This window comes from Clostridioides sp. LIBA-6622 (assembly GCF_056716095.1).
This window is the reverse complement of sequence record NZ_CP196998.1, coordinates 1,080,042-1,105,181: the sequence shown is the minus strand read 5'-3', so window position 1 is coordinate 1,105,181 and position 25,140 is coordinate 1,080,042. Positions and strand designations below refer to the sequence as shown.

General features: G+C 27.4%; 17 protein-coding genes. 2 read left to right on the top strand and 15 right to left on the bottom strand.

The genetic code is table 11. The features are described from left to right. Positions 1-5: 5 nt before the first annotated feature. The 6 genes from ACTG47_RS05280 to ACTG47_RS05255 form a co-directional block, all read right to left on the bottom strand. The gene (locus ACTG47_RS05280; protein WP_169466353.1) at positions 6-788 is read right to left on the bottom strand and encodes an electron transfer flavoprotein subunit beta/FixA family protein; all 783 of its coding nucleotides are present in this window, start codon (positions 786-788) and stop codon (positions 6-8) included. 58 nt (positions 789-846) lie between these two features. Continuing rightward, a complete protein-coding gene (locus ACTG47_RS05275; RefSeq protein ID WP_169466354.1) occupies positions 847-1,983 on the bottom strand; it encodes an acyl-CoA dehydrogenase in 1,137 nt (378 codons plus the stop codon). A gap of 705 nt (positions 1,984-2,688) precedes the next feature. Further along, positions 2,689-3,156, bottom strand: a complete 468-nt coding sequence (locus ACTG47_RS05270; protein WP_169466355.1) for a YbaK/EbsC family protein — start codon at positions 3,154-3,156, stop codon at positions 2,689-2,691. 87 nt (positions 3,157-3,243) lie between these two features. Continuing rightward, entirely contained in the window at positions 3,244-3,786 is a 543-nt protein-coding gene (locus ACTG47_RS05265) for a hypothetical protein (RefSeq protein ID WP_479926384.1), read from the bottom strand. A gap of 51 nt (positions 3,787-3,837) precedes the next feature. Beyond that, positions 3,838-4,524: an ABC-2 transporter permease gene (locus tag ACTG47_RS05260; protein WP_169466357.1), complete on the bottom strand. Its 687-nt coding sequence runs from the start codon at positions 4,522-4,524 to the stop codon at positions 3,838-3,840. After that, complete coding sequence (locus ACTG47_RS05255) at positions 4,524-5,384, bottom strand: ABC transporter ATP-binding protein (protein WP_479926383.1); 861 nt, start codon at positions 5,382-5,384, stop codon at positions 4,524-4,526. Before ACTG47_RS05255 ends, ACTG47_RS05260 begins: the two co-directional genes overlap by 1 nt. A 137-nt stretch (positions 5,385-5,521) precedes the next feature. On the opposite strand from ACTG47_RS05255, the gene ACTG47_RS05250 reads away from it, so the two are divergent. Next, positions 5,522-6,322 carry an NAD(+)/NADH kinase gene (locus ACTG47_RS05250; RefSeq protein ID WP_169466360.1) on the top strand — a complete coding sequence of 267 codons (801 nt, stop codon included), beginning with the start codon at positions 5,522-5,524 and terminating at the stop codon, positions 6,320-6,322. A gap of 24 nt (positions 6,323-6,346) precedes the next feature. Continuing rightward, complete coding sequence (gene yfcE, locus ACTG47_RS05245) at positions 6,347-6,916, top strand: phosphodiesterase (protein ID WP_479926382.1); 570 nt, start codon at positions 6,347-6,349, stop codon at positions 6,914-6,916. A gap of 163 nt (positions 6,917-7,079) precedes the next feature. Here yfcE and ACTG47_RS05240 read toward each other — a convergent pair whose 3' ends face one another. The 9 genes from ACTG47_RS05240 to ACTG47_RS05200 all read right to left on the bottom strand — a co-directional run bounded on the left by ACTG47_RS05240 (position 7,080) and on the right by ACTG47_RS05200 (position 25,125). Continuing rightward, positions 7,080-8,132: a cell wall-binding repeat-containing protein gene (locus ACTG47_RS05240; protein ID WP_479926381.1), complete on the bottom strand. Its 1,053-nt coding sequence runs from the start codon at positions 8,130-8,132 to the stop codon at positions 7,080-7,082. 206 nt (positions 8,133-8,338) lie between these two features. Further along, on the bottom strand, positions 8,339-9,565 hold the full coding sequence (pepT, locus tag ACTG47_RS05235; protein ID WP_479926380.1) for a peptidase T: 1,227 nt from the start codon (positions 9,563-9,565) through the stop codon (positions 8,339-8,341). Between the two features lie 89 nt (positions 9,566-9,654). After that, a complete protein-coding gene (gene ytvI, locus ACTG47_RS05230; protein WP_479926379.1) occupies positions 9,655-10,707 on the bottom strand; it encodes a sporulation integral membrane protein YtvI in 1,053 nt (350 codons plus the stop codon). A 150-nt stretch (positions 10,708-10,857) separates the two neighbouring features. Further along, positions 10,858-12,111 (bottom strand): HlyC/CorC family transporter, encoded by a 1,254-nt coding sequence (locus ACTG47_RS05225; protein WP_479926378.1) that lies wholly within the window; start codon positions 12,109-12,111, stop codon positions 10,858-10,860. A 129-nt stretch (positions 12,112-12,240) separates the two neighbouring features. Then, a complete protein-coding gene (locus ACTG47_RS05220; protein WP_479926377.1) occupies positions 12,241-15,768 on the bottom strand; it encodes an AAA family ATPase in 3,528 nt (1,175 codons plus the stop codon). Further along, positions 15,755-16,966 (bottom strand): exonuclease SbcCD subunit D, encoded by a 1,212-nt coding sequence (locus ACTG47_RS05215; RefSeq protein WP_479926376.1) that lies wholly within the window; start codon positions 16,964-16,966, stop codon positions 15,755-15,757. Before ACTG47_RS05215 ends, ACTG47_RS05220 begins: the two co-directional genes overlap by 14 nt. 44 nt (positions 16,967-17,010) lie before the next feature. Continuing rightward, a complete protein-coding gene (gene addA / locus ACTG47_RS05210) occupies positions 17,011-20,838 on the bottom strand; it encodes a helicase-exonuclease AddAB subunit AddA (protein ID WP_479926375.1) in 3,828 nt (1,275 codons plus the stop codon). After that, a complete protein-coding gene (gene addB, locus ACTG47_RS05205) occupies positions 20,838-24,305 on the bottom strand; it encodes a helicase-exonuclease AddAB subunit AddB (protein WP_479926374.1) in 3,468 nt (1,155 codons plus the stop codon). The genes addA and addB overlap by 1 nt, the downstream gene beginning before the upstream one ends. Continuing rightward, the gene (locus ACTG47_RS05200) at positions 24,295-25,125 is read right to left on the bottom strand and encodes a PD-(D/E)XK nuclease family protein (RefSeq protein ID WP_479926373.1); all 831 of its coding nucleotides are present in this window, start codon (positions 25,123-25,125) and stop codon (positions 24,295-24,297) included. Before ACTG47_RS05200 ends, addB begins: the two co-directional genes overlap by 11 nt. Positions 25,126-25,140: the final 15 nt, after the last annotated feature.

The window sequence follows — 25,140 nt, the reverse complement described above, 5'->3', positions numbered from 1 at the left end:
TTAAATTATATGATATACTTCTCTTTTAATTTATCTATTACAATTCCAGCTGATGTTTTTGCATCTTCATTGTATATTGTACCAGCTGGTTTAACTGATTTTGTAAATGATTTAAATACACTAGTTGGAGAACCTTTAAGACCTAAATTAGTAGGGTCAACTTCTATATCTTTTACAGTCCAAGTTTCTACTACATCATTTTCAAATGCATCGTATATTCTTCCAACCTTCATGTATCTTGGTGTGTTCATATCTTTAAGAGTTGTTATAAGGCATGGCATTTTAACTTTTAAGTCATGACAACAATCTTCAAATTGTCTTTTTACTAATACATATTCACCTTCAGTTTTTATTTCTTCAGCATATGTTATTGATGGAAGTTTTAAATGTTCAGCTATTTGAGGACCAACTTGTGCAGTATCTCCATCTATAGCCTGTCTTCCAGCTATTATAATATCAAAATCTATATTTTTTAATGCTCCTGCTAATGCTGATGAAGTCGCCCAAGTATCAGCACCTGCAAATGCTCTATCTGTTAATAATATTCCTCTATCTGCACCCATTGCTAAAGCTTCTTTTAAAGCCATATCTGCTTGAGGAGGTCCCATTGTTATAACAGTTACATTAGCACCCATTTCTTCTTTTAATCTTATAGCTTCCTCTAGACCTGCTTTATCATCAGGGTTTATTATACTTGGTACTCCATCTCTAATTAAAGTACCTGTATTAGGATCTAGTTTAACTTCTGTTGTATCTGGAACTTGTTTTATACAAACGACTATATTCATAAATCCTTCCTCCATATCTATTTTAATATCGACCTATTGTGTATATTTTAATATTTATCTATTTTAATAATTTTCCTGAAATAACCATTCTTTGAACTTCACTAGTTCCTTCATATATTTCAGTTATCTTAGCATCTCTCATCATTCTTTCTACTGGATAGTCACGAGTGTATCCATATCCACCATGAAGTTGTACAGCTTTTGTAGTAACTTCCATAGCTGTTTCAGCTGCAAATAGTTTTGCCATTGCTGCTTCTACTCCATAAGGTTTTCCTTCATCTTTGTTTATAGCTGCTTGATATACAAGATGTCTAGCCGCTTGTATTTTAACTTCCATATCAGCTAATTGGAATTGTGTATTTTGGAATTTTGATAATGGTCTACCAAATTGTACTCTTTCTTTTACATATTTAACTGTTTCATCAAGAGCACCTTGTGCTAAACCTAAAGCTTGTGCTGCTATACCAATTCTACCACCATCAAGAGTAGACATTGCTATCTTAAATCCTTGTCCTTCTTTTCCAAGTAAATTTTCTTTAGGTATTCTACAGTCTTCAAATATTAATTCACTAGTAGCTGAACCTCTTATACCCATTTTCTTTTCTTTAACCCCAAAGCTAAATCCAGGAGTTCCTTTTTCAACTATAAATGCTGATATTCCTCTGTTACCTTTAGATTTATCAGTCATAGCCATTACTACATATATATCACCAGCTATTGCATTTGTTATAAATATTTTTGAGCCATTAAGTATGTATTCATCACCATCTAAAATAGCAGTTGTTTGTTGCCCAGACGCATCTGTTCCAGCATTAGGTTCAGTAAGACCAAATGCACCTAATTTTTCTCCACTTGCCAATGGTTTTAAGAATTTTTGTTTTTGTTCTTCATTACCATATTGATATATAGGCCAAGAACCAAGAGATGTATGAGCTGATAAGATAACTCCTGTAGTACCACAAACTCTAGACAATTCTTCAACTGCCATTATATACCCTACAGTATCTCCACCTTCTCCACCATACTCTTTTGGATATGGTATACCTAACATTCCTGCTTTTGCCATTTTTTCCACTGTTTCGTATGGAAATCTTTCTTCTTCATCAAGTTCTGTTGCTAAAGGTTTAACTTCATTTTCAGCGAAGCTTACATATAACTCTTTAAGCATCTGATATTTTTTAGAATTTAAATCCATAATAGCCTCCTCAGTATTTTATAAATATTTTATTTTCATTTATTAATTAAAATCTCGGCAGCATCTATAATAAAGTATTTGAATATACGTCGAGAAATTTATAACCTTAATTAAAGTCAGCTCTATATTTATATGCAATTATACTAACCAATTATGACATTAATTTAATTATAAATTGTTAATTTAAAATCAACTATACTTAAAAAAAATCTCGCTTTTTGGAATTTTGTGAAATTTCAAGCTAAAATAAGACTTCTCTCACAATGGTCATAGATAAAATAATTTGTTTATAATATTTACTTTTAGGGTATTTCAATAGTAAAGACTACATATGCTACTATTTTCAACCTAATATAAAAGAATTTTATCATATCAAAATTATTTTAATAGAGCTAAATAATCATGTTTTTCTGTGATTATTTTGTTTTTTAAATATCTTACATTTATAATAGTATCACTCAAAGGATAATTTTTCAATAATTTCTAATTATTTTTTTAACAATATTTACTACATTTTTTCCATTTTTTTGTCATTTTTTTTTAATTTAGAAGAAAAATCAGAATTTTTTAACTTTTTTTTGGATTATTAGTTTAAATTAGATTTTTCTCTTAGATTTATAAATATTTCATCAAAAAAACTATCCCTGTATAAATTGTATACAGGGATAGTTTTTTATAAACATCCACTATTGTTTACTATATTTTTTACCAATTCTTACAAACATCTACCCATTTTTCACAATTAGAGAACTTCTCCATTTCACCACAAGTAAGTTCTATTGCAGAATTACTACTTCCACATGCAGGAAACACTGTATCAAATCTTTTCATTGAATCATCTAAATACACTTTTAAAGGATTCTTTAAACCAAATGGACAAACGCCACCAATAGCATGTCCAGTAAATTCTAGCACTTCTTCTGGTGTTAACATCTTTGCTTTACAACTAAATTCAGCCTTATATTTCTTATTATCAATCTTAGCATCTCCAGCTGTTACAATTAAAATTGCATCATCACCTATCTTAAATGAAAGTGTCTTAGCTATCCTTGCTGGAATAACCCCTGCTGCTTCAGCTGCAAGCTCTACAGTAGCACTAGATTGTTCAAACTCCAATATACTTTCTTCTCTTCCAAACCCTTTGAAATACTCTCTTACGTTACTTATTGACATCAAATATCCCTCCTAATCTGAATGTTTATAAACCTCATATTATTCTTAATTATATATATGATTGGTTAATTTTTCAATTTTTAAAAATCATTCCATGATAGTAGCATTCCATACATCATTATTTTTGCCAACTACTAGATATAAACCTTCTGCCATTGGAATATCGACAATATATTCTCCCTTATATTCGACACTCATGCCAGACTGATTAAAGTATCTATAATCAAAACTTAGCCCTTTTGGAATTATAAAATCAACATAACCTTGATTATTTGGTTTTATTCCATATTTTAGAGTTTTTTCAGTTACAGAATTTTTTTCATTAGATAAATCTATATTTACATATGAAGAACATTTATTTGTTCCTTTTTTATTTTCTACACAGTTTTCAAACTTCATTTTAGCACTTCTTATCCTATAACTATATCTACTATTATTACTTATTTTAAATCTTACAATAGTACCAATATCTCTACTTCTTCTGCTATCAAAATCAAAACCAATTTCCTCTAAATGATTTATTTCATAATCTTTGACACTTACCATATCTCTATATACTAATTTATTTATAGCTATGAATAGTGTAAAAATCCCAAAAATAAAAAATGAAACCTTTATAAACTTATTCATTTCTAGTCTCCTTATATTTTGTGCTATTGTGTTATAAGATTAATTTAAATTTTAATAATTAAACTTATTCTTTTTTGAAATCTTAATAGAAAAATACATCGATATTATAAAAATTATTATTGTTAAAAATGTAATACTATACAGATTTATGTATTTAGTATTAACCATATCAGTTACATAATTTGAAAGATACACTCCTCCAATTTTACTATAGTTAAAATGCTTTACTTGATATACAGCCATGCTAATCGTCTTTAAAAGACCCCCATATATAAAGTAGATTAAAATACTCATTATTAGACCACAAACCTTCATTTTGCCATACCCAAACTTAAAAATTAAAGGAAGTAAAATTGCTAAAATTGCTAAAAATATATTTATAGAGAAAAATACATCATTTAAAACCATATTTCTGAAAAATACTAGTGATGTCAATTTACTTACTAAAGACACAAATATTGTCACAGAAATTATTAAACCCACACCTAATAAATATTTTGAGTATACTATATCTTCTATGCTAACTGGCATACTTCTTATAAAAATTCTTGAATCATTTTCATAATCACACTCAAATGTGTTTATAAACATTAGATAACTCACAACAACACTTACTGTATAATATGAAATTGAATTAAGGAAAAAATAAAAAACAAAAAATAATAATATGTACTTTAAATTTCGTATACCATCTGAACTAATTCCTATTATTAAATCTTTCCTTATTAAATTAAACATTATTTCACCTCATTTACATAATAATACATTAGTTCTTCTATAGTAGGATTTTTGACCTTATGCTTATCAATTTCTACCAACAAACTCTTTATTTTTAAACTGTCCCCAACTTTAACAAGTGCCTCATTATAATATTTATACTCTTTTACACCAACTATATTTTCTTTAATTGCTTCTAATTCAGCTTTATTTGCTCTAATTATTTTATATTCCTGCTCTATTAAATCTTTCTTAACTGTAAAAATCTGATTTCCTTTATTTATGAAAACAAGATAATCAGCAACTTTAATTAAATTATCAGTATTGTGAGTAGAAATTATTACACTACTATTCCCATTTTTTACAAAATCCTTTAAATACTGCATTATTTCAGACCTTACAATTGGGTCTATTCCAGCAGTTGGTTCATCCAAAATCAATAATTTAGCATTATGACTAAGTGCATTTGACAACATAAGTTTCTCAGATTGACCTTTAGATAAATTCTTAATATGCATATTTTCTTCTATCTCAAACTTTTTAAGATATTCATCAAATCTTTCTCTATCAAAATCACTATAAAACAATGATACTATTCTTCTAAATTCTTTAACCTTTAAGTGTGGATAAAATTGCAAAGAATCATATACAAAACCAATATTGTTTTTAAAACTTATAGGAGAATCGTCAATGGTTTCATCACAAAGTTTAATTTCACCTTCATCTGCATCAATAATCCCCATTATAATTTTTATTAAAGTCGTCTTCCCTGAGCCATTTGGACCTATAATACCAACAATATCCCCTTCTTTTAGCTTCAAGTTTATATCATTTAACTTGAATTTACCTAATTTCTTTGTGATATTCTTTACTTCAAACACATCTTCACCTCTTATGTATGTTTTTATACCCGCCTATACATATTTTAACACATTCACAACAAGCTAGGTCATTTATAAATTTATAAATTAAGAATTATAAAACTATGTTATAATACAAAGTATGAAGAGGTGAATATATGAAAAGAATTATAACTATAAATACAAACCAATTAAATAAGTCCCTTGAGACTAAAGAACTCTTAACTCGAAAACTTACCGATGCTGGTTTTGAAGTGTATTCAGATATTTATCCAGATACAGAGCTCATTATATCAATTGGCGGTGATGGCTCTTTTTTAAGGACAGTTAGAGATTTCGATTTTCCTGAGATTCCTATAATGGGTATAAATACAGGACATCTAGGTTTTTTTCCAGATATTTTACCAGATAAAATCGATAACTTTATTGAAGCTTATCTAAAAAAAGATTATATTATTCAAGAAATGTCACTTCTTAATGCTGAAGTATACACAACTACTAGTGGCTCTAACATGCTTGCTGTAAATGAGGTTGTTATAAGGGGGGACAAGTCTAGGACTATACACCTAAACTTAAACCTTGATAATAGACACATACAAAATTTTAGTGGAGATGGTATGATTATTTCTACTTCCACAGGTTCAACAGCCTATAACTATTCTGCTGGAGGTAGTATCGTTGATATAAATCTTGAACTTATGCAGATTACACCTTTACATCCAATAAACACCAACGCATATAGGTGTTTTACATCAAGTATAATATGTTCAAATGAATCTATTATAAAAATTGCACCAGAATACAGATTTGAAGATTCTGTATTAATTGTAGTTGATGGAGTTGAACACAGATTTAGACAAATCGAAAATATAAAAATTAGTATATCTGATGCAAAAATAAAATTACTTAGAATGTCAAATTACGAGTTTTGGCATAGAGTATCTGAAAAATTTTTATAGACTGTACTTAGGAGGATTTTAAATATGAAAATAGGAATAATGAGTGATACTCATGGTAGCTTACTTTACTTTGAAAAAGCATTAAATGTATTATCTGATTGTGATATTCTCTTACACGGTGGAGATGTCCTATATCATGGACCTAGAAATGATATTCCAGAAGGATACAATCCTAAAAAGTTTATTGAAGTATTAAATAAATTAGAAAATATTATGATTGTAAAAGGAAACTGTGATGCAGATGTTGACCAGATGGTAATAGAACATCCTATTCAGAGCCCTTATGTCATGAGTCAATTTGGTGAAATCAGAATTATATTAAATCATGGTTATACAGAATCAGAGGAAGAAATTATTGACAAAGCAAAAAAAATGGGTGCTGACATATTGGTTTTAGGTCATACTCATATAAAGAAACTATATATGGATGGTAATTTAATAGTTATAAATCCAGGAAGTACTTCTATCCCAAAAGATGGAAGCCACTCTGTAGCAATTATAGATATTATAAAAACTGACGATGAAGATGAACTTGAACTTGATATCAACTTAGTTGACATCAATACAGGAAATATAATAAATATTAACGAATAATAACTTTCAATAAAAATAAATCGCACTTAATTCTTTTAAATTAACAATAAAAAACAAGTAAACTATAATATTTATATCTTAATTAGAACTTTAAAGATAATCTCTTAAACTTCTAATTAAATCTGACTTAGTTTACTTGTTTTTATTATATGTTTTTATTGATTTACTGTAATGCTAATGCTTCTGTATATGGTTTACTATTCTTACCTCCACCAACTTGTACAAATTTATCAGCCTTTACTTTTTTTATAAAACTTTTTTGTGAACTACTTAAACTTCCACTTGCAAGGATTACAGGTGACTTGTTCTTTGATGCTAATACTCCAGCAGCAAGCCCATCAACTAAATCAGCTTCTCTTACACTTCCATCTTTTGCAAAATACATATTATTAACTTTACTTAATTTGCCATAAAATTTTTCTAAGACTTTTGCATTTGTATCTTTTCTATCTGTACCTGCTAGTCTTTCTGAATTGGCTAATTGTCCCTCAAGGTTTTTACTTATACTATATTCTCCACCTATTATGTAAGTCTCATTTGAATTTTGTGTAATAAAGCTCTTTGCTCCACTTCTTATACTATCTTTTCCTGTATATATTATAGCCATATTATCACTTGCAGCTGGACTTGATATTGAAGTTGCATCTGCTAGTCCATTATATCCATTAACGACTGCTACTTTTGAAACACCTAAATCACCTGTATCATCCAATTGCTTAGTAAGAAGTAAAGAAGTCTCTTCTCTATCTGCTCCACCAATTCTACTTACTAACACTCCTATATCCTCAAGAGATTCTTTTACACTCGATGAAATAGCCCCTTCACTTCCGATTAAAATAATTTCTTCTGGATTAAGTCTTTTTATTTCATCTGTCACATTATCTGGTATACTATTTTTATTAGTAAGCAGTATTGGTGCATCCAACTTACTAGCCAAAGGAGTTGAAGCCAGTGCATCTGGTAATGAATTTGAATTAACTAGAAATACTCTCTCTGAACCATTATTCCATCCACTTTGAGATATTTTTATGGCTGTATCAAATCTATCTTCACCAATTAATGTTTCTCCTTTTGGAGACTTTCTGTTTTGAAGATAATGATTCATATCTGTCTGTGCATTTTGATTTTTATCAGTTGTGTCTGCATATACACAACTTGGCATCATAATTCCCACTACAAGTGCAAATGCTATTATTTTTTTAGATTTAATTTTCAATATAATTCCCCCTTTTTAAATATTGATGCTTATTACTATCTGTACATCTTATTGATACCCACACTTAAAAATAATTATCTGATACAAAAATAATTATAAAAACAGCTATATCATCTCAAATACAATACAAACTTATAATCAGTTTGACTTATAAAGAATGATATAGCTATTATAACTTTAAATGATTAGTTTTTAAATACTTTTAACTAAACTCTTTCAGCATATTTTTCAGCTATTCTTATAATTAATTTAGTAGCTTTCTCCATAGAACTAACTGGTATACATTCATTTTTACCATGGAAGTTTAATCCTCCAGTAAATATATTTGGACAAGGTAATCCATTAAAAGATAATCTTGCACCATCAGTCCCACCTCTTACAGGAACTAGACGTGGATTTATACCTAATTCTTCCATAGCATCTTTAACTATATCAACTATGAACATAACTGGCTCAATCTTTTCTTTCATGTTGTAATAAGAATCTTTTAAGTCTAATTCCACTCTATTGTTATATTTCTTATTTATTTTTTCTATATTTTCTATCATAATAGACTTTCTCTGTTCAAACTTTTCTCTACAGTGGTCTCTAATAATATAAGCCATACTTACATTTTCAACATTACCACCTATAGAATTTAGATGCCAAAAACCTTCATATCCCTCTGTTGTCTCTGGTCTTTCATCTGTTGGAAACATTTCTGATATTTCAGAAGCTATATGTATAGCATTTACCATTTTATTCTTAGCTGACCCTGGATGAACATTTCTACCATGTATAGTAATGGTTGCATTTGCTGCATTGAAGTTTTCACATTCAAGCTCTCCAACTATTCCTCCATCTAAAGTATATGCATATTTTGCTCCAAATTTCTCAACATCAAATAAATCAGCACCTCTACCAATTTCTTCATCAGGTGTAAATCCTATTTTTATATCTCCATGTTTAATTTCTGGATGGTTTATTAAGTATTCTATTGCAGTTACTATCTCAGCTATACCAGCCTTATCATCAGAACCAAGTAAAGTCGTTCCATCAGTAACTATTAAATCATCTCCCTTAAATTCTTCTAACTCTGGAGAATCACTTATATACGTAACAACATTTAACTCCTCATTTAAAACGATATCTTTTCCATCATAGTTTTCTATTATTCTTGGTTTAATATCTTTTCCACTAATATCTTCAATTGTATCTAAATGTGATATGAACCCTATAGTGTCCACACCATCAGTGTTTCCCTTTAAAGTAGCCATTATATAACTATTTTCATCTAAACTTACATCATCAATACCCATTGATTTTAGCTCTTCAACTATATACTTAGCTAAAACTCTTTGACCTTCTGAAGATGGACAATTTTCACATTGAGAATTGGATGTTGTATCAAATGATACATATTTTAAAAATCTTTCTACTACTTTTTGTTTCACGTATATACCCTCTTTCTTATACTATTAATGAAATTTTTTATTTATTAGTGAATAAAATTTTATTTAAAAAAAGCTCTAAGTTATTATAATTAAAAAATATCCACCTTCTTAAGTATATCATGCATACATACTAAACCCAAACAAAAAATTACGCCAATTATTCCTTTTACTTGGATTCCAATAAAAATTGCAGCAAGTGTAGCAAGTGGATTTAATCCAACATTTACCGAAACTAGTTTAGGTTCTAATATTTCTCTAATTAAAGATAAGATAAAAAATATTATAGTCATACTTATAGCTATAAAATAATTTTTTATAAGAAAATAGTAAACGATTACTGGAAGGTATATTGTTATAATGCCTAGAAATGGAATTAAATCCATTAAAGCTCCCACAAATCCTACTATCAAACCATATTTCAATCCAAATAAAGCAAAACTTCCCCAGATTGCAAAAAATGTTATAGACATTAGTATTGTATAAGCTCTTATATATCCAACTAGCGAAATACCAGCTTCTTTTTTTACATTTTTTACTTTCTTTCTTACATCAATAGTGAACATATTATAAAAACTATTTTCAATTTTATCTAAATCTTTTGCTATAAAATATGTAGCAATAAACAAAGTAATTATAAATATTATAATATATGGAATAGAAGTAGCTAATCCAAGTATATTTGTAAGAAGATTTTTTGCAATTTGCATCACTTCACCACTAAATTTATTCACTAATTGTTCTACATCAAAGTTGGCTATTTCTTGAAAGGTTTTCATAAAGTCATTTATTTTATTTAAGAAATACATAATGGTATTGCTTATATCTTCAGGATTAGCAGATATATTATTTAAAAATCCCATTAGTTCTTTTACTGAATTTATTACTATTATTGTAGTAACTGTACTAACTATGGCAACTGCAAGAAAACTTAGAACCAATGTAGATACACCTTTATTTATGTTAAATTTATTTTCTAGCTTTTGTGATATAGGATTAATCATAAGTGCTATTATACTACCTAAAAAAAATGGAGCTATGTATGGAAAAGCTTTATAAAGAAAAACAAATAACAATGTATATATACAAAAAAAGATGGTATTATTTTTTAATTTATATAAAAAATCATTTTCTAGTATACTCATTTTTAAAATCTCCTTTCATCTAATTTATATTTTTATTTTGTCCATTTCATACTAGTTTTATTTGAATATAAAATAAAAATAAGTGCATACAATATAAAATTTAACTTTTACATTACATGCACTCATAATAAGTTTAAGAATATTATTACATTATGTATATATTCTTATTTTTTTAATTCTATTTTTTTCTATACTTTCTATACAGAATCTTATATTATCGACTTCAATTACTTCATTCTCTTCTGGCAATCTACTTAAGTGTCCAATTATAAATCCACCTATAGAATCAAATTCTTCAGATTCTAAGTTCACACCAATGAGTTCATTAACATCACCAATTTTAGTACTTCCATCTACAATATATTCATCTTCTTTTATTACTTGTATTTCATCTTCTTCCTCATCATATTCATCCTCTATATCACCAACAATCACTTCTACTAAATCTTCTATAGTTAGAAGTCCAGATGTCCCACCATACTCATCTACAACTATAGCCATTTGACTTTTTTCAAGCTTCATCTCTTCAAGAAGTTGTGTTATTTTTTTGAATTCATATGTGAAAAAAGGCTCTCTCATATAGTTTTTGATATCAAACGACTCTATTTCCTCATCTGATAAAAATATAATATCTTTTATATTAAGTATTCCTACAATATCATCTATAGTCTCTTCATACACAGGCATTCTACTCAATTTCTCTGTTTTAAATACCTGTATTATCTCATCGTAACTATCTTCCATATCTATAGCTACCATATCTATTCTTTGTATCATTGCATTTTTTGCTTGCATATCTCCAAATTCAAATACATTGTTTATGATTTCTCTTTCTTCCATTTCAAGGACGCCTTCTTCATGACTTACATTTACCATAGTTTTTAATTCTTCTTCAGTTATGAATGATTTTGCTCCCTTATTTGTTATACCAAATAATTTAAATATAACACTTGTGATTATGTTAAATACCCATACTACTGGTCTTAATATAAATATAATTGCTTTTATAGGTTTAGATACTAATAGAGAAACCTTTTCTGAATTACTTGCTGCTATGGTCTTTGGAGTAATTTCACCAAATATTAATACTAACACTGTCATCACAGCTGTAGCAAGTGCCACTCCTTTTTCTCCCATTAATCCTATAAATAAAGATGTTGATATGGATGTCGCTGCTATATTTACAACGTTATTTCCAACTAATATAGAACTCAAAAGTTTATTTGGATTTTCTATTAATGAACTTACTAACTTAGCTCCTTTAACTCCTTCATCTTGCATATATCTGATTCTGATTTTACTCAATGACATTAAAGCCGTTTCAGATGCTGAGAAAAATGCAGACCCCATAAGTAATACTATTAAAAATATAATCTGAATCAAATTATTGGGCGATTCCAACACTTACCACACTCCTAATTACATGTTTTTATATTAATATTAATTATAAATAACTTTAATATTAGTTTTAATTATATCACAATTATATATTTTTTGGAAATATTAGATAATATATTCAATTAACATATGTTTCTAACTATATTCAATTTTAACTTGTGAACCTACTCCAGCCTCACTAGATGAAACTAATAACTTAACAGGAACTCTATTTTTAAGTTCCTCGACATGACTTATTATACCCACACTTAGATTATTACTATGCAACCTTTCCAATGATTCTATAACAATTTCTAAAAGTTCACTGTCTAGTGAACCAAATCCTTCATCTAAAAAGAAGAATTCTAGTGGTGCACTTCCTTTTAATTGTATCTGAGATGAAAGAGCAAGTGCCAGTGATAGAGAAGTTAAGAATGTCTCTCCACCAGATAGAGTGTCAATACTTCGTCTTTCTCCTCCATTAAAATTATCTCTCATTACAAAATTCAATGTTGAATCAATTTCAAGTGCATATCTTCCTTTTGTTATTCTTTCTAATCTTTTTGATGCTTCCAAAGCAATATATTTTAATTGATTTGTAGAAACATATTCTACAAATTTATTTCCTTGTACACATTTATCTAGTTCCTCTAATAAATCTACATTGTGCTCAACTACTTTAAGTTCTTTATTAAATTCATTTATCTTATCTAAAGAGTCTTTTAATGTTATTAGCTTATTTTGATTGGCTCCGATATCTTTTGATATATTACCTATTTCAACTTTTAGATTATAAATTTCATCTTTTAATTGCTCAAAGTACTCCTTCTTTACAGTTCTCCCATTTAACTTTTCTTTTGATGACTTTATTTTAAATGTCAATAATTTTTGTTCTTCTTCATATTCTAATATCTCTTCAATTAATTTTTTTATTTCGTCACCATCTAACAAAGCTCTTTTTACTGCATATATACTTTCAAATTTATTTTCTGCTAGTAATCCATTTAATATTACTTTTTGTTCTTTATATTGCTCACCAGCTGTTTTAAGTCTACCATCTATGTTGTGTTTTTCAGCAAGATTTTTTTCATACTCTAATCTTTGTTCCTCTAATTTTTTTCTACTTGATTCTTCTTGTTCTAATATCTTACATATATTTTCTTCAACATTATGTAAAAGATTTTTAGCTAAATCACCCTTTGTTATATTAATAACTTCTTTATACTTATTTTCTCTATGCAATTTTTTTTCTACATATAATTCTCTAGCTCTTATTAACTCTATTTCTATCTCATGTAGTTTACTTTCATTTTCTCTTATTTTAAGGTCTAATGAGTCTCTATTTTTTAATAACTTTGAGTATCCAGCACTTAATAATTCTAATTTTTTTTCATTTTCTCTTATTTCTTCTACTTTTGATGCTAAATTAGAAACTTTAGTAATCGTCTTTAACCCTATATATTCCTGTTTTAGCTTTTTACATTTATTTTCTAGACTTTCTATCTCTGTATTTAAGTCTCTCGTTAATTTCTTATAGTTATTTAGGCTTTCTTTTATCTTTAATTCTTCTTTTTCGACTTTATTCTTCTCTTCTTTAACTAATGTTATCTTATTTTCGGTATCTTCTTTCTCTTTCTCCCATTCTTGAATGTTAGATTTAAGCAAAACAAGTTTTCTTTGTTCATCATCAAGTTTTTTTAATAATTGACTAGATGGAATATCTCCTAGTTTTCCTTTTACATCTTCCAATTCTTTGGTTTTCATTTTTTCTACAGATAAGTATCCGCTTACTTTAGCATTTAATTCCTCTATATTATGTCTTATACTTAATTTTTCTTTTTCCTGTTTCTCTAGTTTTTCTTTGACAAAAACTATATTTTCATCATATTTAGTTATATTATGATTTTCATGATGCTTTGACCCACAAACTGGGCATGGTGTATTTTCTTTTAACTCACGTCTAAGTTCTGATGCTAAATTTAAATATTTTAGCTCTTCTAGCTCTTTTTCTAAGTCTTCTCTATTTTTTCTATTATTTTCAAGCTTCTCATTTAGTAAATTTATTTCTCTTTCAGTATTAAATTTACTTTCTAGTACTATTTTTAATTCATCTTGTATGCTATTCTTCTTAATTTCATTTTCTTTAGTATTATTTGCTTTATTTCTTAATTCAGTTACATATTCAGATTTTAAAAGTAAATCTGCACTCTTACCAGGACATTTTCTAAGAAGAACATCTAAGTGAAGAGATAAATTTTCTAAATTACGTTTTGTATCATTTTTATCTTTATCGATATATCTTACTTTTAAATTTATTTCTTCTGTGTCTTTGAGTATTTCTTCTAGTTTATTTATTTTTTGATTCTTCTCTTCTAATACCTTATTATAATCTTTCTCATATTCATATGCTAAAAATATTTTTTGTTTTAATTCAGCACTTATATTTACTTTATCAATTTTTCCTTCAACTTCTTTTATAGACTTAATAACTGCATCTTTTCTAGATTCAGCCTCTTGTTTTACTTTCTCTAATTCTACTTTATTCTTACTTAAATTAACGCCATGTTCTTTTAACTCTTTTAACTCTTTATCTAGTAAAACTAACTCTTCTTCTAGTTTTATTGCCTGTTGTAACCTTATTTTTTCTTCACTTAATTTAGGAACTTCTTCATTTTTAATTCTACTTATTTTTTCATATCTATTTTTTATGACCTCAAGTTCCTGATTTAATATCACTAATTTCTTTTCTAAATTATTTACAGTAAAGCTATCTTCATTTATTTTTTTTTCTAGATTTTGAACAGAACCTATGTATGGGTCTACTTTTCTTGCATTATTATCGTTTTCTACAATAGCAGTCTTTTCTTTTATCTCATTACTTTTTAAATTAAGTTCATTTTTTCTAATCTCATTTTTCTCTAATTTTAATTGTTCTTCATATACTGCCTTACTCTCTTCATACGATTTCTGAGCCAAATCCAAAGCTTTATTTTTCTCTTTTTCTATTTGTTTTAATTCTATTAATTCTTGATTTATATTGTTGTATACTTCTTCTGTAATTCCATCATATTGGCTTAATTTTGATTTTAAATCTTTTAAATTTTGTAAATGTAGATTTTTTCTCTTTTTTACTTTTTCTCCAAGACTTCTTCCATATTTCTCAAGATTGAAAATTCTCTCTAACATATCTCTTCTATCTGCACGTGACAATCTCAGAAACTCATTAAATTTATCTTGTGGCAAAACTACTGACCTAGTAAAATCATTAGCTGTTAGTCCTACAACTTGAGCTACCTTTTCATTTACTTCCACAACCTTATCAGCTAAAACATTTTTAGTATTATCATTTAATATCTCTATTAATCTAGCGTTAGAAGTCTTTGTTCCTGTTTTACTTCTAGCAATAGTTCTATCTACAATATATCTTCTTCTAGTATTTTTACTTCCTATCTCAAATTCATATGATATAATTGCCTTATCACATACACTATTTATATATTCTTTTGTATTTCTAGATATATTTCCATACATAGCAATGGTTATTGCATCTAAAATTGTAGATTTCCCACTTCCAGTAGTTCCAAATATTCCAAATAAACCTCTTTCAATTAGCTTTTCAAAGTCTATAACTTGTTTATCAATGTAACTATTAAGTCCTGTAACTTCTAACCTAATTGGTCTCATCTGCTGATTCACCCTCTTCACTTATTATATCTAGAAACAAATCCATAAGTTCCCCTTTTGGCTCTACACCTCTACTAAAAGAATAAAATTCTTTAAATAACTCTGCCATAGACTTTTCCTTTATATCTACACTTTCTTGTTCATAACAAGATGTTATTATTGGTTTTATTTCTATTATGTCTTTTAATAATTCCTTCATTTTTTTTATTTCATTCTGTGATATTATCTCATCAGTATTTATTTCAAAGTATGACCAAATTTCTCTATCTTGATTTTGCTCACATATCTCTAAAGCTTCTTCTATTCCATTACATTTAAATACTTCTATAGGTTTATAATTATTAAAGTATACTTCTTCAATTACTGGTTTTTCACCAACCTTTATATCCACTATGTATGCACCTTTAGTATATGCTCTTTCATCTTTACTATATTGAAGTGGAGAACCTGAATAGTATGCATTTAAACGTTCAGAAGCTTTTTGTTGTTTGTGCAAATGTCCTAATGCAGTATATTGAGCTTTTTCTGGTAAGTCTTTTCTTTCAACCAAAAAGCTTCCCCCTAGTTGTATTGGTCTTTCTGATTCAGTACTCTCTCCACCTATTACAAATATATGTGATACTGCTATATTTATAGTATCACTTCTAAAATGTACTTCTAGATTTTTAAATATATCTCCTACCTTTTCAGAATAAGTTTTTTGTTTTTCCAAATCATCTTCACTTGAAAAAACTTCATTCAATCTTTTCTCACTTGGATAAGGTAGTGTAGCAATTACGACACTTTCACCATTTATATTTAGAGTTGTGCATCCTTGTACTGCATCTGTTATTTCAAAGCTTTTATACTTAGCTTTTGTTGTAGCACTTGATGGATAACCAAATATAAGTATTCCTTGTTCATGTGCTAAAGGTGTTATTGCAGAAAGTCTCTCTGGATTATCATGATTTCCTGAAATTATTAATACACACCTTTGCCCATTATTAGCAAGTTTTGAAACAGTTTGATAAAATAGTTTTTCTGCTTGTGCTGGAGGATTAGAAGTATCATATATATCTCCAGCAATTACAACCATATCTATTTCATTTGATTCTACTATTTCTATAAATTCCTCACAAAATTTTGCTTGTTCTTCAATTCTAGAATGACCCTCTAGGGATTTCCCTAGATGCCAATCTGATGTATGAATAAATCTCATATTTTCCCCTTCCTCTATCTTTATGTTTAATTTTTATAAAAAAACTAATAACAAACAGCTTCATCAACGCCAAATAAATATATACATTTTTCTTTTACTGACTTGCCAGTTAAAGTTTTAATAACATCTGCATATAAATCTAATTGTTTTTTATATTTCTCTATTATTTGATTTATATTTTCTTCATTTACAAAGTCTGTTTTATAATCAACTAAAACTATTTGATTATCTTCTTCAAAATAAGCATCAACTATACCTCTTAACATGACACTTTCTTTATCATAGAGTTTTTTATCATCATTTTTTATTAATTCTTCATAAATATAGATATCTTTCATATTCACTTGTGCATAAATTGATTTTTCTCTATTTATAAGTTCAGCATTCAACATCCTTTTCCCTATATTAGAGTCAAAAAATTTATATATTTTATATGGATTTACTATACTAGCCTGTTTTTCTGTTATTACACCTTTTGAAATAAGTCCTTGTATTTGTACCTTTATATCATTTACACTATTTACTTTTTTTAAATCTAAAACTTCCATAACTAAATGGACTATAGTACCTCTTTCTGCCCCATTAATCTTTTCTCTTTCTTCGTCATTTTGAATAAATAGAGGTTTTTTTAGTATTACTTTTTGTTCAAATATAGTATTTATTAACTCTTCCTCATAATTGTTTTGTATTTTTTTTATTTCTGTAACAGATATACTAGCAGGTTTTCTTGTGCTAAACTCATACGGATATACATAATTTAATTTTCCTTCTATTTCAGTATAATAATTGCTATCAGGATTATCTACATCTATTTTTTCAAGGACTTCTTCAATACTTTCATTTTCTTCATTAGTTTTTCTTTCTATTAAGACATCATTCTTGTTCCACAATCTGCCATACCATTTTGAATTATGGTCAACATTAAATACTGAATCTAAACCTACATCTTCCAATAAATTAGATAAGTCTTTATGTTTTAATACACAAGGCATTATCCAGTCCAGAAAATTTTTACCTTTTAATATCTCATATTGCGATATTGTATCTAAACCTTCAATTCCATTAGCCCATCTTTTTATACTATCTTGTATATTTCTAGTAGAACCTGTTATAATCAACTTTTCTTTTGCTCTTGTAAATGCAACATATAAAACTCTCATCTCTTCTGATAAATTTTCTATATTTATTTTACTTTTTAATGCTTCCTTAGCTATACTTGGAAAAGATATTCTTCTCTCGTAATCCACAAACTGAGGTCCATACCCTAAATTATGATGATATAAAATACTCTTTTTAAAGTCTTGAGTATTGAAGTTTTTACCCATTGCAGAACATATAACTACTGGAAATTCTAATCCTTTACTTTTATGAATACTCATTATTCTAACAACATTTGCATTTTCTCCAAGTGTCTTTGCACTTCCCATATCAGAACTAGATTTTTTTAATTTTTCTATAAAATTTACAAAGTTGAATATGCCTTTAAAGCTAGTATCTTCAAATTGTTTTGCTCTCTCAAACAATACTTTTAAATTAGCTTGTCTTTGACTTCCACCTGGTAATGCTCCAACATAAGCATAATACCCCGTCTTTGTATACAAATACCAGATAAATTCGTCCGTACTCATATACATCGACTTTTCTTTAAAGTCTCTTAATTTAACAAAAAAATCTTTGCTTTTACTTATACATTCTTTACTTGGTATAAACTCAGATTTATTTTTATTTTGAGAATCAGTAAACTCATCATAGTCTGATGTACTCTCTAGAACTTCATAAAAAGTCTTATCTTTATTCTGAATTCTAATATCAATCAAATCTTCTGGTGTAAATCCAAATATAGGAGATTTTAATACAGATATAAGTGGTATATCTTGTATTGGATTATCTATTATCTGAAGTAATGATAATATTGTTTTTATTTCAATTGTGTCGAAATATCCCACTCCAACATCAGCATATGTTGGTATATCCATATTCATCAATTCATCTGCAAACACTGGAGCCCATGCTGATGTAGCTCTTAAAAGAATAACTATATCTCTAAACTCCACAGGTCTATATCCGTCAATTCCCTTATCGTAGATTTTTTGCATTTTTCCATCTTCATTAACTTTCATTAAATCTTTGATAATCTTTCCAACCATTCTAGCCTCAAGTTGTATATTATCTAATTTTTCTTCTTCTTCTAATTCATTGTCTTCAGTATTAGCACTATCATCTTTATTATTTATAGCATCATCATCAAGTTTATTATCTTTTTGTATAAGATGTATTTCTGTTGCTCCACCAATAATAGAGCTTTCATCTGTATCCAATTTAAAATCAGCACCCAAATTGAGCCTTTCTTTTTCCGTATATTCAATTTCTCCAATATTTTCATTCATTATATTTTCAAATATATAATTTACAGCATCTACAACTTCTTCTCTACTTCTAAAGTTTTTATAAAGCATTATTTTTCTATGGGAGCTTCCCTTTTTGTCATTATAATTATTGTATTTTTGTAAAAATAATTCTGGCTTTGCTTGTCTAAATCTGTATATACTCTGCTTTACATCACCAACCATAAATCTATTTGGTGTTTCTACATTAGCCACAGCTTTAAGCAATACTTCTTGCACTAGATTACTATCTTGATATTCATCTATAAATATCTCATAGAACTTCTTTCTATATCCTATTGCTATATCAGAAGGTACAATATTACCTTCTTCATCTACATTTGTTAGTATATTTAAAGCAAAATGCTCTATATCATTAAAATCTATTATTCCTTTTTCACTTTTCTTACTGCTATATTCTTCTTCAAATCTCAGTACAATATTAGATATTGGCTTGACTATATTATAAAGATATTTTATTTCTTCTTTAATAGAGTCATTATCTTTATTGAATGTAGAATTTACTATACTTTCTAAAGACTTTTTAGCCTTGTCTCTCATAGTCTTTGCTTTTTCTTTTGATTCTTTTATATATGAAGGGGCATCTTTTGGGATTCTTTTTACCCCTTTTACATAGTTTTCAAAAGACATGCCTGCCATCTTTTTATATGCTTCATTCCAGGATTTATTACATGCTTCTGAAATATCTACTATTTTTTTATATTCAATAGCTAACTTTTCTGTAAAAGTTTCTAATTCTTCTATTGATTCAACTTCTTTTAATGCCTTTTCCATATTTAAACAAAGACCATTAATTTCTATTTTTACAGTATCTAATATAGCTCTAGCCCAAATAGACTGTGAAAAATCAAAGTCTTCATCAATATTAAATCTATCTGCTGAATCAATAAGCCATTTTTTAGGTTTAGGAGAAGCCATTGCAAATGAATATATTCCTAAAATAATATCCTGTACTTCTTTGTCTCCTCCTCTTTCTGCATAACTTTCAACTAAATTTAAAAAACCCTCATTTCTTTCTTCATATAAGATTTCAAATACATCTTCTATTGCCTCTTGTTTCAAAATAGCACATTCAGTTTGGTCTCCTATTCTGAAATTTGGGTCTAAATTTATTCTATGAAAGTTTGATTTTATAACATCTAAACAAAATGAGTGTATTGTTGTAATGCTAGATTTATTTAATAGAACCAGTTGATTTTGTAAATGCTTATTTTCTGGATTTTCATCTAGTGATTTTCCTATAGCATCACCTATTCTCTCTCTCATCTCTGATGCAGCAGCATTAGTAAATGTAACAACTAATAACTTATCTATATCGATTGGATTTTCCCTACTTGTTATCATTTGAATTATACGCTCAACTAGTACTGCTGTTTTTCCTGACCCAGCAGCAGCTGCAACTAATAAATTGCAATCTCTACTTTCTATGACTTCTAATTGCTCTTTTGTCCATTTAGGAGAACTCACTATTTAACATCTCCTTTCATCATTTTTATTATCTCTTCATTGCTCTTATTATTTAAAATTTTATATTTATTATCTTTCATAGTTGAATCAAACTGACATATAGCTGAATAATCACAAAAATCACATGATGTCCCATCTTTATGTTTATATGGAGCTATACATATTTCTCCACTTAACATATCTTCACATAAATCCTTTATAGCATGTTTTACATATTTTCTAAGTAGTTTAAAATCTTCATAGGTTACTGCTGATGTGCTTTTACCCACATTTCCATCCTTTGTAAGACCTACTGGTATTACTAAAGAGTTTTTTCTTTCTCCATCTATTAATGATTTATCCATCTCTTTGATTATATGTGAGTCTTTTATTACAAGACCCTTCATTCTAAGTTCTTTTAGTATTGCTTCTTGTATTTCTTCATCATCTTTGTCTTCATTAAACTTTGCTATTGGGTTGTTTATTCTACAATATAATATTGCGGCTGGATTTATATTTACATCTTCACCTTTTACACTTTCAAGGATTGCATCTAAATACACAAGTAATTGTAATTGTAGACCATAGTATATTTCTGTCAAACTTATGGATTTATTGCCTGATTTATAATCTACTATTCTTATATATTTATTTTCCCCTTCTTTAAATTCGTCAACTCTATCTATTTGTCCAATTAAATTTACTTCTTCTCCATTGTCTAATACTATTTTTATAGGAGGATATTTTCCTTCTCTTCCAAAATTAACTTCATAATCTATTGGTTCAAATGAACCTTGTTTTATTTGTTGACTAATTATATTTACAGCAGTTGTCAGCATATTTTTTAATCTATATGCAAGGTATTTATACCTTTCAGAACTATTTAATATATATCCTGGTATCTTTGAAATTATTTCGTCAACTATTATATCTATCTTTAATTCTATATATTTTTCATCAATATCTCTCCAAGATAAATTATCTTGTGAAATCTCCTTTGAAAATTTATCTAAAATATTGTGAATGAAAGTTCCTAAATCTGGTGGTGTAAATGAATATTCTTTACGTTTCCTAGCCTTTAGCCCATACTGTATAAAATAAGCAAATGGGCACTCTGCATATTTTTCTAGTCTAGATACACTAAGAGAATTACTTTTATATAATGACCTTATTTTTTTCTCTTCAATCTTATGAACTTGATTAGTATAACTAAGACCTTTTATAACTTTTCTTGTTATTGAGCCATACATTTCATCTTGTAGATAGTATCTATATATATCTAGCCAAATACTATTAATATCTTCTTTATTGTAGCTATCATTATCATAATTTTTTATTACATTTATAAGCTCATTAAATGTAGGTGATTTAACTGTTATTTTTTTAAGTATATCTTCATCATTTTTATTATCTTCTTCTATTAAATAACTTTTATTATCTATATTTGGAAATATCTTTTTTAGTCTGGATATAATTATTGATGGCCTAAGAGTTTTACCTTCATGGTCAGATATTGGATATGTTATGATTAAATTCTCAGATGTAGAAGTAAGAGCCTTATATACTAGAAACTGTTCCTCAAAACTTCTAGTTTTACTATCAATATCAACTTCAATTCCTTTACTTCCAAGGCTTTCTCTATCATTATCACTTAATATCCCACTATCCTTTGTAATCAGAGGAAATATACCATCAGTAGTTCCAATTAGATATAAATATTTAGTGTTTGGATTTTTCATTCTATCCACACTACTTACAAGTACTTGGTCTATACTAGGAGGAACTAATCCTAATTCGTATTCATCAAAACCTAAAGTTATTAGTTTTATAAATTTTTCTAAAGAAATTATTTCATCACCCATAAGTTCAACCATTTGGTCTAGGACATCAACTACTATATCCCAAACTTGTGAGTATTGATTGGCAACATCAAGTTCTCCTTTATCTTTAAAATTTACTATTAAACTTTCTATAGTTTCTGGCATATTTATATCTAGTAAAAATTCATATATATACTTACATATTTCTTTTACTCTATTTTTTCCTTTTAATTTTTCTTGTAAAGTGACTATTGGTTCTAGTACTCTATTTTTTATTCCATTTATTTTATCTTTTAATTCTATCTCAAACTCACTTTCTTCACCTGAAAGACTCTGTGTTATTCTATAATTCCATTTTTCGTCGAACCATTTCTTGCCTTTAATTCCATTAGCCAACACATAGTTTTCTAGTAAATTTATATCATTATTATCAATTCCTATAAGTCCACTTTTTAAATATCTAAACATAGTCTCATATCCATATCGTCTATGCTTCATTTCTAAAGCTGAAATAATTAAAATAACTATTGGATTACTTTTTGCTTCTCTCTTCTTATCTATAAAATTTGGTATATTATATTCATTAAATATAGAGTGTACTAAAAAATCATATCTATTTAAATCTCTTGTTGCAATAGTTATATCTCTATATCTAATATTCTTATCTCTAACTAAATGTACAATTTCTTTAGCTATTTCTTCCACCTCTGAATATAAATTATTGAACTCTTTTATTTTTATATTTTCAGTTGGATTCAAATATGTTTTATATGGATAAGCATTATAAAACCTTTCTAAGTGTTGTAATTCTTTGATTTCTTCAAATCTTTTTATAATACCTGTATTCAAATTTACTTGTGGAAGTATTTTTATTCCTTCTTCATTACACAATTGAGTTAACTTTGAATAAGTAAATTTAGTTCTAGAGAATACATCTGCTTTACTATATCCAATATAATTAATGTCATCTACAGTCAAAGAAACACTTACATTTTTAGTTTTGTTTAATATGCTCTTTATTACATTGTACTGATTTGGTGTAAAGCCTGTAAATTCATCTATATAAACACAAGCCCCATCTAAATAAATGCTTAATTCTATTCTATTTGCTAATGAAGTTAACATATCTTGAGCATCTATATAATTTTCATGTAACTTTCCTTCAAAAGAATTATATATTTTACTTATATCTTTTAATTTTAAGCTTAAAGTTTCATTATCTAATTCTCCTGATATATTTTCTAACATTTCAGGACTTATATTGTACTGTTTCATTTCTGATATCATATCTGTAATTGAACTTACAAAACCAGATTGTGACTTTGATTTCGAAAATACATTTAATTCTTCACTTACATCTTCAATTGCTCTATATACCATCATTGCTTTTCCACTAGAATTTATATTTACATCTGTTAATCCTCCTGCTTGAGAAAAAACTATATTACTTAGTGTTTTGAAACTAAGCACCCTAACTCTTAGATACTTATCTTTTTCTTTTCCTAAAAATAGTTTGCTTACTCTATTTTCAGCTTCAAATGTGTATTGTTCTGGAACTAAAAGTATAATTGATGTTGTTTCATTTTTTTGAGCTTCTCTTTTAATTTCATCTAGTACATAAGTAGATTTTCCACTTCCACCTCTGCCTAATATAAACCTAAGTCCCATAAATTTCCGCCTCCAAAATACTATAATCTATTTCTTTACCATTACATAATTTATTGAATTCACAATACTTGCAATGATTCTTATTTCTATAGCACATACGTTCTTCTTTATTATATACCTTTTCTATATCATTGTATAGATTGTCTTCGTATGTATGTTCTTCATAATTAGTATTCTTTATCATACTTATATAATTTTGAATTTTATTTTTATTTGCTTCATGTTTTTCTTCATCATATGAAATGATAATTGGTAAGTCGTTAAATTCAGGTTGATAGTATCTCATATTTATATCTTTAACATTTATATCTATTTTTAAAACTTTTGGGATTACTTCTTTTGCTAAAAACATATAAACAATTGTTTGTATTCTGTTTTCTACATTTTTATAGTCAATTTTTTTAGACTCAGTTTTCCAGTCCCATATCTCTATATTGTCTTTTCCAATTACAACTAAATCATATTTTGCCTGTATTATATCTCCTCTTAAAATCATCCTTACTTCATATTCTGGTAAGTATATTTTATCTTCTTTAATAGGAACAACTTTTTTTATATTTTCAATCCATTTTGAAAATTTTTTACTATTTTTATCTCCTTCATTAAGGTAGATTCCAAGTGGTATATTACTAAAATATCTTTCACAAATTAAATGAAAATCTCTTCCTGTTTTTAAACTTTCATAATACTCTCTACTACCAATATCATCATTTTTCCAATTTATTCTATCAATATATTTATATTTAAACTTCAATGGACATGATTTATATGTATTAATTGAATTTTGACTATAAGAAAAATACTTTAATTTATCATTCACTCATATCACTTCTCT